Origin of the sequence: Streptacidiphilus melanogenes, from assembly GCF_000787835.1 — a bacterium.
In the GTDB taxonomy this organism is placed as follows: Bacteria; Actinomycetota; Actinomycetes; order Streptomycetales; family Streptomycetaceae; genus Streptacidiphilus; species Streptacidiphilus melanogenes.
On sequence record NZ_BBPP01000010.1, the window covers coordinates 96,479 to 111,179 of the forward strand.

Genomic DNA, 14,701 nt, shown 5'->3' on the forward strand with positions numbered 1-14,701 from the left:
CGAGGCGGTCCGGGCGTCAGGCTCCGGCGACGGTCCGCCCAGGCATCGCCTCCGCGAGAGCGGCTCGCCAGGCCGGCGCGCCGAAGGGGTCCGCGAAGTACTGCGTCTCGTGCACCACGTGCTGGTCGGCGAACTCCATGATGCTCACCGAGTACGAGGGCACGCCGTCGTAGGTGATGAGGCACTCGCTCACCCACAGCTGCGCCCCGCCGGTGATCCGCTGGACCGTGAAGTGCCGGTCGGCCGGGTGGCCGCCGCGTTGCGCGGAGATCGCCGCCCGGCCCCGAAACCGCTCACCCGACTGCGGGTAGTCCAGGATCGCGTCCGCCGCGTAGACGGCGTGCTCGGCCTCGGTGTCCCCGCGTTCCGAAGCCCGCCAGTGCTCCTCGATCGCGGCCCTCGTCCTGGAGTCAGCATCCATCGCACCGCCCTTTCGTGGCGATGACAGCCTAGGCACCGCGGGGAGGGTGGAGTCAGGACACGCCGGGGGCGACCGCCGACAGGGCGAACCAGGTGGTCTCCTCGTCGCGCAGCGCCAGGCGCACCTTCTCCCGCTGGTGCGGCGTCACGTCGTCGGGGAGCTCCTCGACCGCGAACCAGCGCACCTCCAGCGACTCGTCGTCGTTGACCCTGACCTCGCCGTCGACGTAGCGGCAGCGGAACACCAGCGCCAGGTACGTCGCCTGGTCCCCGTTCGGGTACACCACCGGCGGGTCGACCATGACGGCGGCGAGCCGCTCAGGGACGACGCGCGCCCCCGTCTCCTCGAACGCCTCCCGCACCACCGCGTCACCGGGTTCCTCCCCCGGCTCCAGAATGCCGCCGAGCAGCGCCCAACGACCGTTGTCGGAACGGCGGGTGAGCAGCACCCGGTCGCGGTCGTCGAGGATCACCCCGGTGATGCCGCTCAGCCACAGCGGATCACGGCCGACATGGGCGCGCAGGTCACGCACGAACTCCGGTAGAGGCATGACGCCCACCCTACGGGTCGTGCCCGGTCGGGGCCGGGCACGGCGTGGTCGCGTCGCGGTGGTACGTCGCTGCGGCGCGTCGCGCATCGCCGATCAGGGCCGCCGGGCCGATGACATCCGGCCAACTCCGGGTCTACCGTTGATCGGCCGGTGCAGGACCGGGGCGATCAGGGGGAACGCCGATGCCGGACACCGCTGTGCCGCCCGGGGTCGACGCCCCCGCGCGGAGCGACACCGTCTGCGATGTCGTGGGCTTCGTGCTGCTCGCGGCCTGCGCCGCCTGGACGGACTACTGCGCGTCCGGACGGGAGGCGCACCCGGAGGGGGCGCTGCTCGGGCTGTTGGCCGTCTCCGCCGGGTACGCGACGGGGCGGATCACCGGGGCGCTTGCGCCGCTGGGCGGTCTGGTCGTCCCGGCCGCCGCCGCGGCCGTGTTCGCGCCGGCCGTCGGGGTGCGCGTACTCGGCGACGACGCCGTCGCCGCCCTGCTCTCGCTCGCGGTCGGCGCGGCCTGCTGCGCCGGGTACGCAGCCCGCGAACGCCGCCTGCGCTGGGCGGCGCGCGGCTGCGTGCTGCTCGCGCTGGTGCTGACGGCGGAGTCGCTGCTCACGAACGCGACGCTCGGCGCGCTCGCGTGCGGCGGCACGCTCGTGGTGGCCGGATCCGTCCACCGAACCCGGAACCGCCGTCGGGCGTTGCTCCTGCTCGGTGCCTGCGCGGCGCTGGCGGTCGGCGCCGTGCTGGTCTGCGCGCACGGCGGCGGGACCGACCCCTCGGCGGGCGGACCGACCGCCGAGGTTTCCGCGCAGCGGCTCGCCGTATGGCAGGACGCCTGGCAGGCGGTGGCCCAGCAGCCGTGGCGCGGCGTCGGCCCGGGCGACTTCGCCGACGGGAGCGCCTCCTCGGCCTCGCTGCAGCAGGCGGCGGAGCAGGGCTGGCCCGGTCTGGTCCTGCTCGGCGGCGCCTTCGCCTGGTGCCTGTGGTGGCTCGGCCGCTCGCCCCGGCCCACGTCGGCGGCGCTGAGCGCGGCGGGCGCGATGACGGCGCTCGGCGTGCAGGCGGCGGCGACCCCGGTGCTGAGCGTGCCGGCGGTCGTCGTGTGCGCCGGCCTGCTGCTCGGGCTCGGGGTGGCGCGGCCGTGAGGCCGCGGCGCCGTCGGGGCGACACGGCCCGGCAGGGCCTACGGCAGGCCGACGAAGTCGGCCATCTCCTCGACGGTGTGGGCGAAGAACGCGTCCGCCGGTTCGAAGGCGCCGACGAAGTGACCGAACAGTTCGAAGCTCACCATCCCGACCAGCTGCGACCAGGCCACCACCCCGCGGGTGAACACGCCCGCGCTCACCTCGGGGGCCATAGCGGCCACCAGCACGCTCGCCTGCTCGGCGAGAGCCCCGCGCAGCGGCCGCACCGGGGCCGACAGGTCCAGCCGCCCGGCCGCGCCGCGGATGACGCCGACCAGCGCGATCGGGACCCGGGCGGCAGGGGCGATCGTGTCCTGGGGTGCGGCGTAGCCGGGCACAGGCGTGCCGAAGAGCAGGGCGTACTCGTGCGGGTGCTCCTTGGCCCAGTCGCGGACGCCGTGGCACAGGGCGCGCCAGGCGGCGCGCGGGTCGTCGTCCGGGCACGCGGCCACCGCGGTCTCGACCCGGTCGCCGAGGGCGTTGTAGGCGTCGATGATCAGGGCCGTGAGCAGGTCGTCCCGGCTCGGGAAGTAGCGGTAGAGCGCGGACGAGGCCATGCCGAGCGCCCGGGCGACGGCTCTGAGGGAGAGCCGCTGGGCGCCCTCGTCGGCCAGCTGGCGACGGGCCTCCCGCTTGATCTCGAGGGTGAGCTCCTCACGGGCGCGCTCGCGGGCGGTTCGGATCACAGGTGCCATGTCGGACAGTTTGCCACAAGCGAGAGCAGTGCACCCATACGGATGCGCCGATCAAAAACGAGAGCACTGCTCTTGACAGCCCGCGACACAAGGCGGATAGTCGAAGCATGGAAACGAGAGCACCGCTCTCGAAACGGATCTCCGATCTCGACAGAGACCGGCCAGCCAAGGAGCTCACGATGAACGCCGACGCCTCGAACGCCGCCAAGTCCGAGACCCCGCGCCTGGTCAAGCCCGAGGGCGGGTTCATGGTCACCCTCGACCGGATCACCAACAAGATCATGACCTGGCTGACCTACCGCGGCATCAGCCTCCTCGGCTCCCGCATCCTGGCCGTCCGCGGCCGCAAGAGCGGCGAGTGGCGCACCACCCCGGTCAACCTGCTGATCATCGACGGCGAGCGCTACCTGGTCGCGCCGCGCGGCCACACCCAGTGGGTCCGCAACATGCGCGCCGTGGGCGGCGGCGAGCTGCGCCTGGGCAAGAAGGTCGAGCCGTTCCGCGCGACCGAGCTGGCCGACGCCGACAAGCCGGCCGTGCTGCGCGCCTACATGAAGAAGTGGGCCTGGGAGGTGGGCTACTTCTTCGGCGACGTCAACGCCGACTCCCCGGAGGAGGAGCTGCGGCGCATCGCCCCCGGATTCCCGGTCTTCCGCATCGCCGCCGCCTGAGCGGCCCGAACCGTCAGAGGTTCTCGGCCACCCAGCGCCCGAGCTCCTTCGCGCAGCCGTCCACCGAATCCCGCCAGCTCTGCGCCGCGCCCTCACCGGCGTCGTCGCTCACATGCTTCACCAGCCGCACCGGGAGCCCCGTCTGACGCACCGCCTGCGCGACGGCGTAGCCCTCCATGTCCACCAAGTCGGCCAGCTCGGCCAAGCGGGCCCGCGCCGCCTCGTCGGAGACGAAGGTGTCCCCGGTCGCGAGCACCGGCCCACGGCCCGTCAGCCCGATGGGCGCGCCGTAGGTCACCCCGGTCAGGGAGGCGAGCAGCTCGGTGTCGAGGTCGTGCTGGATCACCGAGCTCACCTCGTGCGTGACGCCGCCGAAGCCCGGCTTCAGCGCCCCCGCGGTCCCCAGGTTGACCACCCCGGTCGGCCGCGGCCCCCGCGCCAGCACCGTCGCCAGCGCGGTCGCGGCGTTGACCTTGCCCATGCCGGTGAGCAGCACCGGAAGGTCGGTGTCCAGATGCGCCGCCTCCTCGGCGACGGCCAGGACGAGCAGCGGGCGGGTCGGGTCGATGTCTCCGATGAGGTGCATGAAGCCCATGCTAACGAGGCCTGAAATGCCCGCGGAAAGGCCGCTGCAGCAGCTAGCGTGACCGCTATGAGCACCCATGAGACCTGGACCGCAGTCGACGCCTACCTCAGCAGCACACTCGGCCTGCAGGACCCGGCCCTTGAGAACGCGCTCAAGGCCAGCGAGGCGGCCGGCCTCCCCCGGATCGAGGTGTCCCCGCCCGCCGGACGCCTGCTGCGGCTCCTCGCCCAGATCCAGGGTGCGCGCCGCATCCTGGAGATCGGCACGCTCGGCGGCTACTCCACCATCAACCTCGCCCGCGGCCTGGCCGAGGGCGGCCGGGTGGTCACCCTTGAGTACGACCCGCGCCACGCGGAGGTCGCCGCCGCGAACATCGCCGCGGCAGGCCTGGCCGAGCAGGTCGAGATCCGCGTCGGCAAGGCGCTGGACACGCTGCCGCAGCTGGAGCTGGAGGGCCGGGAGCCCTTCGACCTCTCCTTCATCGACGCGGACAAGGCCAACAACCCCCACTACATCCGCTGGGCCCTGCGCCTGTCGCGCCCCGGGGCGCTCATCGTGGTCGACAACGTGATCCGCAACGGCGGCGTCCTCGACCCCGAGGGCGGCGCCGACATCCAGGGCACCCGCGCCGCCCTGGCCTTCATCGCGGACGAGCCGCGCCTCGACGGCACGGCGATCCAGACGGTCGGCTCGAAGGGCTGGGACGGCTTCGCCCTGGCCCGGGTCCTCTCCGAGTAGCGGGCGACACCGCGGAGTCGGCCGGGCCGACTCGCACGCGTCGCCGGCCCGTGGCCACGCGGCGCGGCCACAGGCCGGCGCAGGTCGGCTCCGTGCGCACGGGCTGGAGTGCGGGGACCGTCCGCCCTCCCAGCCCGATCGGTCGCCCGGACCCGGACCCGGGCATGGAGCCGCGGCAAGCCACACCCGGCGTGGCCCGGGCTCCGGGAACGAGGGAGTCACCGGCCCCGCCGCACGTCGGCAACACCGCCGCCCAGGGGCGGCCAGGTACGCAGCTGGGGCGGGGCCGTCCGCCGCGCGTGGCGTGAGCCTCGCTCGGACCCCGCACGAGCCGACGGGGGGGTGCGGGGCCGCAGCGCCGCGGACGGCCTGCTCAGACCGCGAAGGCGCCCGCCGGAGGTGGCGGGGAAGGGACCGCGTGGGCGTCGGTGACGGCGTGGGCGCCGGAGGCGAAAGCCGTGAGGCGCTCGCCCGAGACCACCCGGGCCGGGAACGGGTCGCCGGCCGTGCGGCGGGTCAGGTCGTCGATGGGGAGGGGACGATGCGAGGCGAGCAGGACGAGGTTGCCGTAGCGGCGGCCGCGGAGGACGGAGGCCTCGGCGACCAGGGCGAGCTCAGGGAAGACGGACGCCGCCGTCGCGACCTGGCCGCGGGCGAAGTCCAGGGGCGCGCCGTCGGCGATGTTGGCGACGTACACGCCGTCCTCCCGGAGCGTGCCCGCGGCGAGGCGCAGGAACTCGACGGACGTGAGCGCCGCGGGGACGGTGTGGCCGCCGGCGCCGCCGAAGACGTCCGTCACCACAAGGTCCGCGCTCGCGGGCGGCGCGGAGGCGATCCAGGCACGCGCGTCCGCCGCCTCGACGGCGAGGTCCGCGGCCGCGTCCCACGGCAGCGCGTCCCGCACGAGGGCGATCAGGCCCGCGTCGAGCTCGGCCACGCGCTGGCGGGACCCGGGGCGCGTCGCGGCGAGGTAACGCGGCAGTGTGAGCGCGCCGCCGCCGAGGTGGAACGCGGTCACGGGCGCGCCGGAATCCGCGCACAGGTCGGCGACGTGCGCGAGCCGCTGAACGTACTCGAACTCCAGGTGCCGCGGGTCGTCGAGATCGACGTAGGACTGCGGGGTGTCGTCCATGGTCAGCAGCCATGCGCGCGAGCGGTCCAGGTCGGGCATCAACCGCGCGGTGCCGAGGTCGACCCGGCGCACCACGGGCCTGTCATCGGGTACCTTCGGCACCGGTTCCTGTCGGACGGCTTCCATGGGGGCCTGGTCGTTCATACGCTCATTCTCCGTGCTGTGCGCGTGAGCCGGAAAACCGCCGGTAAACGAGTCGTTCGTTCACAGTGAAACGTCATGGACACGTCGAACACGCGTTGATCACTTATCGCACACCGACCTACGACGAAATCGGCACGAAAAGTCGTCTCACCGCGTACAACCTTCGTCGGCCGACGGATGTCTTCCATGTGTCCGACGCACTACCGGAAGGAATGCCAGTGCGACAGCCGACCCTCGCCTCACCGGTGCCGCTGCTCCGCGCGCGTACCAGCCGGCGGCTCGCCGTGCTGACCTTCCGGGAGGCGCATGACAGCGGCGTGTTCGCCGCACAGCTGGACCGGGTGCTGCGTTCGGCCACACCGGTGTCGGTGGGCCAGGTGCAGCGGGCCATGTCCGGCGGGGCCCCGCTGCCGCCGCACAGCGTGCTGATCACCTTCGAGCACGGCCACCGCGACGTCGTGACGCAGGCACTGCCGGTGCTGGCCGCGCGCGCCGTGCCGGCGCTGGTGTTCGCGGTTGCGGGGCTGGTGGACACCGACGACCCGTACTGGTGGGACGAGGCGGATTTCCTGGTCGCCGAGGGCGGCTGGGCGCGCAGCCTGTCCGGGCGCGCGGGCGGCTCGGTCGCGGCGGCGCTGGCGGCCATGCCCGACCCGGACCGCCGCCGCAGCCTCGCGGAGCTGCGGGTGACCGCGCAGCACCGGGCACCCTCCGCCCCGCAGCTCACCTCGGCGGACCTGCACCACCTGCTGGACGCGGGCATGAACATCGGCAGTCACGGGCTGGGCCACGCCCGCCTGGACCGCTGCGACGACTACGCGCTGCGCGAGGAGGTCGTCGGCGGCCACCAGCGCCTCACCAAGCTGACGGGCGCTCCGATCACGTCCTTCGCCTACCCCGACGACGTCCACGACCTGCGCGCGGTGTCGCTGCTGCGCGAGCTCGGCTACACCAGCGCCTTCCGCAACGACGGCCGGCTGGTCGACCCGTACAGCGGCCTGCCGGACTCCCTGTGCATCAGCCGTGTCCGCGTCGGCACCAAAACGGCGCGCTCGCGGCTGGACGCCGCGCTGTCCGCGTGGTCGCCCTCCGCCTCCCGCAGACTGCGCGGAGCCGAAGCCGTCTGAAGAGCTCGGCGCCGCGACGACTGAGCGCGCCGCGGCGTCAGACCGTCGCCGGGCCGGCACCATGGTCGGGCCCCGGCAGCGTTTTCGGGCCGCCCCCGCCGTCGGGCCGCTGTCCGTTCGCCGTCGCCGGACGGACACGGGTTGTCGGTGGTGCGTGCAAGAGTGGGCGCATGCTCGACATCACGACGCGTCAGGAGAACGGCGCCCGTCACGTCCGGCCGACCGCCGAGGCGCTCGCCGCGCTGGTCGCAGGCGTCGGCACGCCCGGGAACGCCTTCCTCGTGCTGCACCGCGTCCCCGACCGGCCGCACCACTTCCTGCAGATCTGGCGGGACGACGAGGCGGAGGCCTACACCGTGGAGTTGCGGGACGGCGGTCCGGACCGGCACTTCCGGTCGCTGCTGGCCGATCCCGCCCGGGTGGCGCAGCTGCTGACGGCCTGGGCGCGGAACGCGGACGACGCGGACGAGAGATGGCGGGCGGAGCTCAGCTGGGAGCCGCTGTCCTTCGAGGCGCCTGCGGCCGTGCCTCCGCTCGTTCTTGACGAGGAGTCGCGGAGGGAGCTGGAGGCGCATCTGCGCCTGCTGCTGGTCGGCGGCTACGTCGACCGGGAGGAGCTGGCCGAGGCCGCCGAGGACTACCTCGTGGACGGCGACACGCAGCCGGTCTCCTCCGCTCAGGCGCGCGAGCTGGCCGATCGGCTCTGGGCCGAGCGCCTGGCTGAGCAGGCCGAGTGGGAGGGCGAGACGGATCCCGAGCGGCTGAGCCGCGCGTTCGAGGCACTCGACGACGCCGGGATCACCGCCCGCGAGAACTTCACCTGCTGCCGCAACTGCGGCCACTCGGAGATAGCCGCCGAGGGAGCGCCGGACCGGCGGGGCTTCGTCTACTTCCACTCACAGGGCACGGACTCGGTGGCCCGGGGCGACGGCCTCCGGCTCCTCTACGGCGGCTTCGACGGCTCGGCGGAGACGACGACGGCGGTGGGCCGCGAGGTCCGCTCCGCGCTGGAGGAGGTCGGCCTCCCGGTGGACTGGAACGGCTCTCCTGAGCGGACCATCATCGTGACGCCCCTGGACTGGCGCAGACGCCTCGTCGGCTAAGGCCTCTTCGCCGGCTTGGACCGGTCCTGGGCGCGGGTCAGCGCGCGGCGCGGCGGGAGAGGCGGCCGGAGGCGAGAGCGCGAGCGCGTCCGCGTGGCGGCGTCGCGGAGGCGAGGCCGAGAGTGAGGGTGATGCGGGCGCCGCCCAGGTCCGCTCGGGTGATCCGCAGGTTGCCGCGGGTGGCGATGGCGGCTCGTAGGGCGATGTCGAGACCCAGGCCGGTGGAGCTGTCGCTGCTGCCGCGCGCCAGGGCGGACTCGGGGTCGGCGATGCCGGGCCCCGCGTCCTCGAGGGTCAGCTGGACGGCGAGTGCCGTGCGCGTGACGTCCACGGTGAACGCCGTCCCGGCCGGAGTGTGCCGGAACACGTTGCCGACCAGCGCGTCGACGACCGCGCCCAGGTCGTCGGCCGACAGGTTGACCGGGGTGGGTTCGGAGCTGACGCGCACCTCGCAGGGGCGGCCCTGGTGCTCGGCGAGCGTCGCCCAGAACCCCGCGCGCCGCTCGACGACGTCGGCCGCCTCACAGACGGGGGCTTCGTCGCGGTCGCGACCGGCTGATCCGAGGCGGCTCCCGCCGCCCTGCGCCTCCTTGGTCCGGCCGGAGGCCTCGCCCGGCCTTCCCTCCGACGCCTGCAGGGCGCGGCCCATCGGTCCCGTCGCGAGTGGCGTGCGGGCGGCGGCGATGATCGCCTGCAGCTCCGACTCCAGCTGGTCGATGGCGGCGGTGACGCGCTGCGCGTCCGGTGTCGGCCCCATCCGCTCGGCGGCGAGGTGCAGGGCGGTCAACGGGGTGCGCAACCGGTGCGACAGGTCGGCGACGAGCTCGCGTTCCACCGCAAGCAGCTCCACGACCCGGTCGGCCATCGCGTTGAACGCGGCGCCCACGCGCTGCAGTTCGGGCGGCCCCGAGGGGTCGACCCGGCTGTCCAGGTCGCCGGAGCCGATCTGGTGGGCCGCCCGGGAGAGCCGCCGGGAGGAGCGGACGACCTGCGCCCCCAGCCGGTCCGCGACGAACATCGAGCCGAGCACCAGACACACCGTGAGCAGCGTCATGACGCCCCAGGAGGTGGCGACACCGTCGGTGAGCTGCCCGGCCGGGAGGTACTCCTCGATGACGGCCACGCGGCCCTGCGGTAGGACGACGGGCTGGAGGTAGAGCCAGCCGCCGGGGATGTCCTCGGTGAGGGACTCGCGCTGGGCGGCGGCCCGTGCCAGCAGCTGCGCGGGCGAGTGATCGCTGCCGAGCTGCTGTCCGTCGGGCAGCCGGACGCCGAGCCCGTCATCCGGGTCGAGGCTCGAGATGGCCGCGGTCAGCTGGTCGGTGTCGGTGGTGAGCGCCAGCACCGGGGCCAGTGCGGCGGCGCGCTGTTCGGCGGCGGCGATGTGCTGGCCCCGCGCCTCGGTGCGGACCAGGACGCCGAGCGGCAGCAGGAACGAGAGCGCCACCATCAGCGTGACCGCGAGGGCCACTCCCGCCAGGGAGCGTCTCACGCCGGTGTCACCATCTTGATGCCCACCCCGCGCACCGTCCACAGGTATCGGGGCCGGGCGCCCTGCTCGCCCAACTTGCGGCGTAGCGCCGAGAGGTGGACGTCGATCGTCTGGTCGTCCACGTACGACTCCCGCCACACCTCGGCGAGGATGCGGCGCTTGGAGACCACCTGGTTGGCGTGACCGGCGAGGAAGGCCAGCAGGTCGAACTCCCTGCGGGTCAACTGCAGCTCCCGGCCGTCCAGGTGGACGGTGCGCGCTGACGGGTCGATGCGCAGCCCGCCCACGACGAGGGCGCCCGCGGTCGCCAGCGGTCCCTCGTGCAGCATCGGCCCATGGGCCTCCGGGGCGAGGCTGCCGCTGGCGCGCCGCAGGACGGCGGCCAGGCGGGCGGCCAACTGCCGTCCGGACAGCGGCTTGACCAGGTAGTCGTCGGCTCCGGCCTCGAGCAGACGGATGATCTCGGCCTCGTCGTCCCGTGCGGTCGCCACGATGACGGGGACGCGGGACAGGCCGCGGATCATCCGCAGGGCGTCGGCCCCGTCGAGGTCGGGCAGTCCGAGGTCGAGCACGACCGCGTCGACGTGGGCCTGCGTGATCTCGCGCAACGCCCCGAAACCGTCGCCCACGCTGCGCACGGCGTGGCCGTGCTCCGAGAGCACCTCGATGAGGGAGGCGCGTATCGCGGGGTCGTCTTCCACGACGAGGACGCTGGGCATGCGGCACACCGTAGTGGATGCGGACCCACCCGGCGGATGTGGGGCGGTACGAGCCGCCCCGCCGGATGAGGGAGGATGCGCGAGTGCACCGCCTCTTTCGCTACGGCCTGATCTGGCTGATATGTACGACTTGCACCGTGACGGTCGGCTTCTTCGCGGTCGGCTTCGTCATGGATTCCACCGGCGGAACCCCGCCGACCGTCCAGGCGGACGGCGCGGCCGGCGGGGACACCCGGGGCTCCGCCTCCGCCTCGCCGATCACGGCCTCGTCCCTCACGCCGTCCCCGTCCGCGAGCGCGGTCTCCGCCGCGCCCGCCGGTTCGCACGGGACGTCGGCCACCGGCCACCACGCGTCCACGACGCCGAGCGCGAAGGGCGCGGGCAGCGGCACGGGCGCGGGTTCGTGCCAGGGCGGCGTCGGTGCGCACACCGTGCACGCCCAAGGCGGGCAGGCGTCGGTGCTGTTCGGCAGCAACGCGGTCTGCCTGATCTCGGCCGTCCCGGCCCCCGGGTTCACCGCGCAGACGCAGCAGCTCGACCCGGGCACCCTGGTGATCACCTTCTGCGGCAGCACCCACCGTTCCCAGATCACCGCCCACATCTCGCCGGAGCCCGGCTCCGAGACCCGGGAGACCTCCTGGCAGATCCCGTCGACGTCGATGTGCTGACGCCGCCCCCGGCGGCCGGAGGTGGGCGAGCTGCGGGGCAGGTGAACGCTTCCTGAGGGCAGTCCTAAGAAGCCCGGTTCCGGCTGCCTGACCTGCTGGGACGTGCCTATCGTGGCGGCGCACGCCGACTCGACAGGCCCTTGGAGGTCCCGTTCCCATGAGCTCGCAGCGACACGACGACCTGGCTGCGCGATCCCGTCACCGCGCCCCCGCACGCTGGTTCGCGCCACGCAAGGTGGTGGCGCCCGCACTGGTGGTGTGCGCGGTCGCCGGGGTGGCCGTCGCGGTCTGCCTGCACCCATCGTCCCCGACGGCCGTCACCGGAGCGGCGGTACCGGGCGGCACGACGAGCGCGAGCGCGGCCGCCCTGGGACAGCCGGACGCCCTCGGGACCTCCGTGTCGGCGTCCGCCTCGGCCTCGGCGCATTCCTCGGCGAGTCCCGGCAGCGCAACGCCCGCAGCCGCCAAGTCGGCGGCCGCACGGTCCGTCGGCTCGCACGGCGCCGGATCGGGTTCGAGCGGATCGGGTTCGGGCGGATCGGGTTCGGGCGGATCGGGCTCGGGCGGCAGCAGTGCCGGTTCCGGCAGCGCCGTCCAGGCGGTGCTGAACGCGGTGAACAAGGCCCGCGCCGCCCAGGGACTGCCGGCCTACACCCTGACCACCGGGCTCGACGCCAGCGCGGCCGCGCACGACAGGACAATGGCCGGCGGATGCGGACTGTCCCACGTGTGTCCGGGCGAGGCCTCGGTCGGACAGCGGGAGTCGGCCCAGGGCGTGCAGTGGACCGCCTGCGGCGAGAACATCGGCGAGGGAGGCCCGGTCGCGGCGTCCGCGTCCGCCGAGGCCGCGATGGCGGTCAACCTCACCCAGCAGATGCTCGCCGAGCAGCCGCCCAACGACGGACACCGGCGCAACATCCTCAGTTCGAGCTTCACGCACATAGGCATCGCGGTGATCCGCGACAGCTCCGGGACGGTCTGGATGACGCAGGACTTCTCCAACTGATGCGGCTCAGCTGCGCTTAAGGTTCGGCGCAGCCCGCGCTCACCGGCCGACTGTGAGACTCGGCCGCATGATTCACCGTCACCACCTGCTCTCCGTCCTCACTGCGCTGCTGGCGCTCGGCCTCTCGGCCTGTTCGCCGGGGTCCCACCCCGCAGGGGCGTCCACCTCCTCCTCCGACGACACCGGCGCAACGGCGACGACCGCCACCAGCACGGTCTCCGTCGGAGACCGCGGGGCCCCGCTCGCGCTCGCGGGCCACGGGCTCGACGGCCGGCCGCTGAACCTGTCGTCGTACCGGGGCCACGTCGTCGTCCTGAACATCTGGGGCTCCTGGTGCGGGCCCTGCCGAGCGGAGGCCGGCGGGCTGGAGCAGGTCTTCGAGGCCTACCGGGCCAAGGGCGTCCAGTTCGTCGGCGTCGACACCCGCGATCTGGACCCGGCGCCCGCCCGCGCCTTCGCCCGGACGGCCGGGCTGCGCTACCCGAGTCTCTACGACCCCGACGGCTCCCTGCTGCTGAGCCTGCCGCCGGGCACGGTCAACCCGCAGGCGATCCCCTCCACCTTGGTCCTCGACCGGCGTGGGCGGGTCGCCGTGCGAGCCCTGCAACCTTTGACGTCGGCGCAGTTGACGTCTCTGTTGGCCCCGGTGCTCGGGGAGGCGGCGTGAACGGGACCGTCCAGAGCGGTGCGTTGATCCTCGCCGTCCCGGTGGCCCTGCTCGGCGGCCTGGTCTCCTTCTTCTCCCCCTGCGTACTGCCCTTGGTCCCGGGCTACCTCTCCTACGTCACCGGCTTCTCCGCGGTCGACCTGGCCGAGGCCCAGGGGCGCAGGCGCGGACGGCTGTTGGCCGGGGCCTCGCTCTTCGTGCTCGGCTTCACCGCGGTCTTCGCCTCGGAGGGCGCCCTGTTCGGCTACTTCGGCGAACGGCTGCTGGCGCACCAACGCGCCATCGACGTGGTGACGGGCGTGTTGACGGTGCTGCTCGGGCTGGCCTTCATGGGCCTGCTGCCCGGCTTCACCCAGCGCGAGCTGCGCAGCCACCGCAAGCCCGTCGTGGGTCTGCTGGGCGCACCGCTGCTCGGCGCCGTCTTCGGAGTGGGCTGGACCCCGTGCATCGGACCCACGCTGGCTTCGGTGAACTTCCTCGCCAGCCAGGAGGCGAGCGCGGGACGGGGCGCGTTGCTGACCGTCGTCTACTGCTTCGGCCTGGGACTGCCGTTCATCGCCGTCGCACTCGCCTTCCGCAGGGTGCTCGGCGCGTTCGCCTGGGTGAAGCGCCACTACACGCTGGTGACGCGTCTGGGCGGCGGCATGCTGGTGCTCGTGGGCGTGACGCTGGCCACCGGCCTTTGGGCGCAGCTGGTCTACCAGGTGCAGGTGTGGACGTCCGGTTTCAGCACCGGCGTCTGAGCGCCCGGTGTCTGAGCACCCGGCGTCTGAGCACTGCCATCTGGTGTGCGACGACGAACCGCAGCGCCGTGTGAGCGCTCCCTTAGCCGCGGCTAAAGTCCGCTCCGAACTGCCCTACGGCGCCTTCGAGCCACTCATGCTCGCTGACGCGCCCTCCGGGAACCCCCCAACTGCTTGGCCGTTTAAGCGGTTTCACAGTCGCGCGCACATGCTCCCGCTCCGGGAGCCGGGCATTCTCCGTTCCCAGCTTTTCCTTGATTCCTGTGAATTCCCTGATAATTGATGAGGCGTCATGTCTTTGCGCACCACTCTCTCCTCCACCACCGACCGGATTCCGACGGGCCGGCCGCGCCTGCTGTGGGCTGCCGTCGTGACGGCGGCCGCCACCGCCGCGCTGGCAGCCTGCGGCCCGACCTCCCCTGCCGCCGGCGCTGCCGCGACTCCCGCGACCGGGGAGGTCGCCGCAGCCGCCACGCCCGACTCTGTCGTCGTCTCCGCCACGCCCAGTGCGTCGGCGACGTCCGCGACTCCGCATGCGGCCGCGAGCGTGAAGCCCTCGAAGGCGAAGGCCGGCTCCGCCCACAGTTCCGGCCAGGGCACCGGCTCGGGTTCCGGGTCGGGGTCAGGAGCCGGGTCCGGAGCCGGGTCCGGAGCGACCGTCCCCGTCCCGGCCAACGCGCCGCAGGCGGTCCAGGCGGCGTTCCGGCAGGCGCGCGCCGACGGCAAGAACGTCCTGCTCGACTTCGGCTCCACCTCCTGCTTCGCCTGCCGCACCGTCCACGCGCTCTACTCCGACCCGTCCGTGAAGGCCGAGATCAGCGCGCACTACCACCTGGTCGAGATCGACATCGACAGCAACATGCCCCTGCTGCAGAAGTACGACAGCAGCGGCAGCTACGGCCTGCCCGTCCTGATCGTCGTCAGCCCGTCGGGGACGATACGGGTGGACACCAACAAGACCGGCCACCCGCAGCTGAACAAGACCGGCTTCCTGAACTGGCTGACCCAGTGGGCGGCATGACCGGGATGACCGGGAGCAGGCGTGCCGCACGACCGCC

17 protein-coding genes are annotated in these 14,701 nt (G+C 73.4%); 10 read left to right on the forward strand and 7 right to left on the reverse strand.

All coding sequences use genetic code 11. The annotated features are described in order from the left end of the window. Window positions 1-16 precede the first annotated feature (16 nt). Both TR49_RS13930 and TR49_RS13935 read right to left on the reverse strand, forming a co-directional pair. Window positions 17-421, reverse strand: a complete 405-nt coding sequence (locus TR49_RS13930; RefSeq protein ID WP_042381439.1) for a nuclear transport factor 2 family protein — start codon at window positions 419-421, stop codon at window positions 17-19. Between the two features lie 52 nt (window positions 422-473). Further along, window positions 474-971, reverse strand: coding sequence for an NUDIX hydrolase (locus TR49_RS13935; RefSeq protein WP_042381697.1), 498 nt, complete (start codon window positions 969-971; stop codon window positions 474-476). 182 nt (window positions 972-1,153) lie between these two features. Between TR49_RS13935 and TR49_RS13940 the strand changes: the two genes are divergently transcribed. After that, a complete protein-coding gene (locus TR49_RS13940; protein WP_042381441.1) occupies window positions 1,154-2,113 on the forward strand; it encodes an O-antigen ligase family protein in 960 nt (319 codons plus the stop codon). 38 nt (window positions 2,114-2,151) lie between these two features. Here TR49_RS13940 and TR49_RS13945 read toward each other — a convergent pair whose 3' ends face one another. Then, the gene (locus TR49_RS13945) at window positions 2,152-2,847 is read right to left on the reverse strand and encodes a TetR/AcrR family transcriptional regulator (RefSeq protein WP_042381443.1); all 696 of its coding nucleotides are present in this window, start codon (window positions 2,845-2,847) and stop codon (window positions 2,152-2,154) included. 179 nt (window positions 2,848-3,026) lie between these two features. Here TR49_RS13945 and TR49_RS13950 point away from each other — a divergent pair, with 179 nt between their 5' ends. Then, on the forward strand, window positions 3,027-3,518 hold the full coding sequence (locus TR49_RS13950) for a nitroreductase family deazaflavin-dependent oxidoreductase (RefSeq protein ID WP_084724884.1): 492 nt from the start codon (window positions 3,027-3,029) through the stop codon (window positions 3,516-3,518). 13 nt (window positions 3,519-3,531) lie between these two features. On the opposite strand, the gene TR49_RS13955 is transcribed toward TR49_RS13950, so the two are convergent. Further along, window positions 3,532-4,104: a nucleosidase gene (locus TR49_RS13955; RefSeq protein ID WP_236653355.1), complete on the reverse strand. Its 573-nt coding sequence runs from the start codon at window positions 4,102-4,104 to the stop codon at window positions 3,532-3,534. Window positions 4,105-4,170: 66 nt separating this feature from the next. Here TR49_RS13955 and TR49_RS13960 point away from each other — a divergent pair, with 66 nt between their 5' ends. Then, window positions 4,171-4,842: an O-methyltransferase gene (locus TR49_RS13960; protein ID WP_042381446.1), complete on the forward strand. Its 672-nt coding sequence runs from the start codon at window positions 4,171-4,173 to the stop codon at window positions 4,840-4,842. A 373-nt stretch (window positions 4,843-5,215) separates the two neighbouring features. Here TR49_RS13960 and TR49_RS13965 read toward each other — a convergent pair whose 3' ends face one another. Continuing rightward, window positions 5,216-6,100, reverse strand: a complete 885-nt coding sequence (locus TR49_RS13965; RefSeq protein WP_042381702.1) for a spermidine synthase — start codon at window positions 6,098-6,100, stop codon at window positions 5,216-5,218. Window positions 6,101-6,336: 236 nt separating this feature from the next. Between TR49_RS13965 and TR49_RS13970 the strand changes: the two genes are divergently transcribed. Both TR49_RS13970 and TR49_RS13975 read left to right on the forward strand, forming a co-directional pair. Continuing rightward, entirely contained in the window at window positions 6,337-7,245 is a 909-nt protein-coding gene (locus tag TR49_RS13970; RefSeq protein WP_052434282.1) for a polysaccharide deacetylase family protein, read from the forward strand. Between the two features lie 170 nt (window positions 7,246-7,415). Continuing rightward, window positions 7,416-8,348, forward strand: coding sequence for a DUF6891 domain-containing protein (locus TR49_RS13975; RefSeq protein WP_042381450.1), 933 nt, complete (start codon window positions 7,416-7,418; stop codon window positions 8,346-8,348). Between the two features lie 37 nt (window positions 8,349-8,385). On the opposite strand, the gene TR49_RS13980 is transcribed toward TR49_RS13975, so the two are convergent. Next, complete coding sequence (locus tag TR49_RS13980; protein ID WP_042381451.1) at window positions 8,386-9,840, reverse strand: sensor histidine kinase; 1,455 nt, start codon at window positions 9,838-9,840, stop codon at window positions 8,386-8,388. Continuing rightward, window positions 9,837-10,559 carry a response regulator transcription factor gene (locus tag TR49_RS13985; RefSeq protein ID WP_042381452.1) on the reverse strand — a complete coding sequence of 241 codons (723 nt, stop codon included), beginning with the start codon at window positions 10,557-10,559 and terminating at the stop codon, window positions 9,837-9,839. The genes TR49_RS13980 and TR49_RS13985 overlap by 4 nt, the downstream gene beginning before the upstream one ends. An 83-nt stretch (window positions 10,560-10,642) precedes the next feature. On the opposite strand from TR49_RS13985, the gene TR49_RS45515 reads away from it, so the two are divergent. From TR49_RS45515 to TR49_RS39945, 5 genes are all read left to right on the forward strand, one after another. After that, on the forward strand, window positions 10,643-11,227 hold the full coding sequence (locus TR49_RS45515) for a hypothetical protein (protein ID WP_236653356.1): 585 nt from the start codon (window positions 10,643-10,645) through the stop codon (window positions 11,225-11,227). Window positions 11,228-11,384: 157 nt separating this feature from the next. After that, entirely contained in the window at window positions 11,385-12,233 is an 849-nt protein-coding gene (locus TR49_RS44815; RefSeq protein ID WP_176572837.1) for a CAP domain-containing protein, read from the forward strand. 67 nt (window positions 12,234-12,300) lie between these two features. Beyond that, a complete protein-coding gene (locus TR49_RS14000; protein ID WP_042381454.1) occupies window positions 12,301-12,900 on the forward strand; it encodes a TlpA family protein disulfide reductase in 600 nt (199 codons plus the stop codon). Then, the gene (locus tag TR49_RS14005; protein WP_042381456.1) at window positions 12,897-13,643 is read left to right on the forward strand and encodes a cytochrome c biogenesis CcdA family protein; all 747 of its coding nucleotides are present in this window, start codon (window positions 12,897-12,899) and stop codon (window positions 13,641-13,643) included. Before TR49_RS14000 ends, TR49_RS14005 begins: the two co-directional genes overlap by 4 nt. 292 nt (window positions 13,644-13,935) lie before the next feature. After that, window positions 13,936-14,664, forward strand: coding sequence for a thioredoxin family protein (locus TR49_RS39945; RefSeq protein WP_152627251.1), 729 nt, complete (start codon window positions 13,936-13,938; stop codon window positions 14,662-14,664). Window positions 14,665-14,701 lie beyond the last annotated feature (37 nt).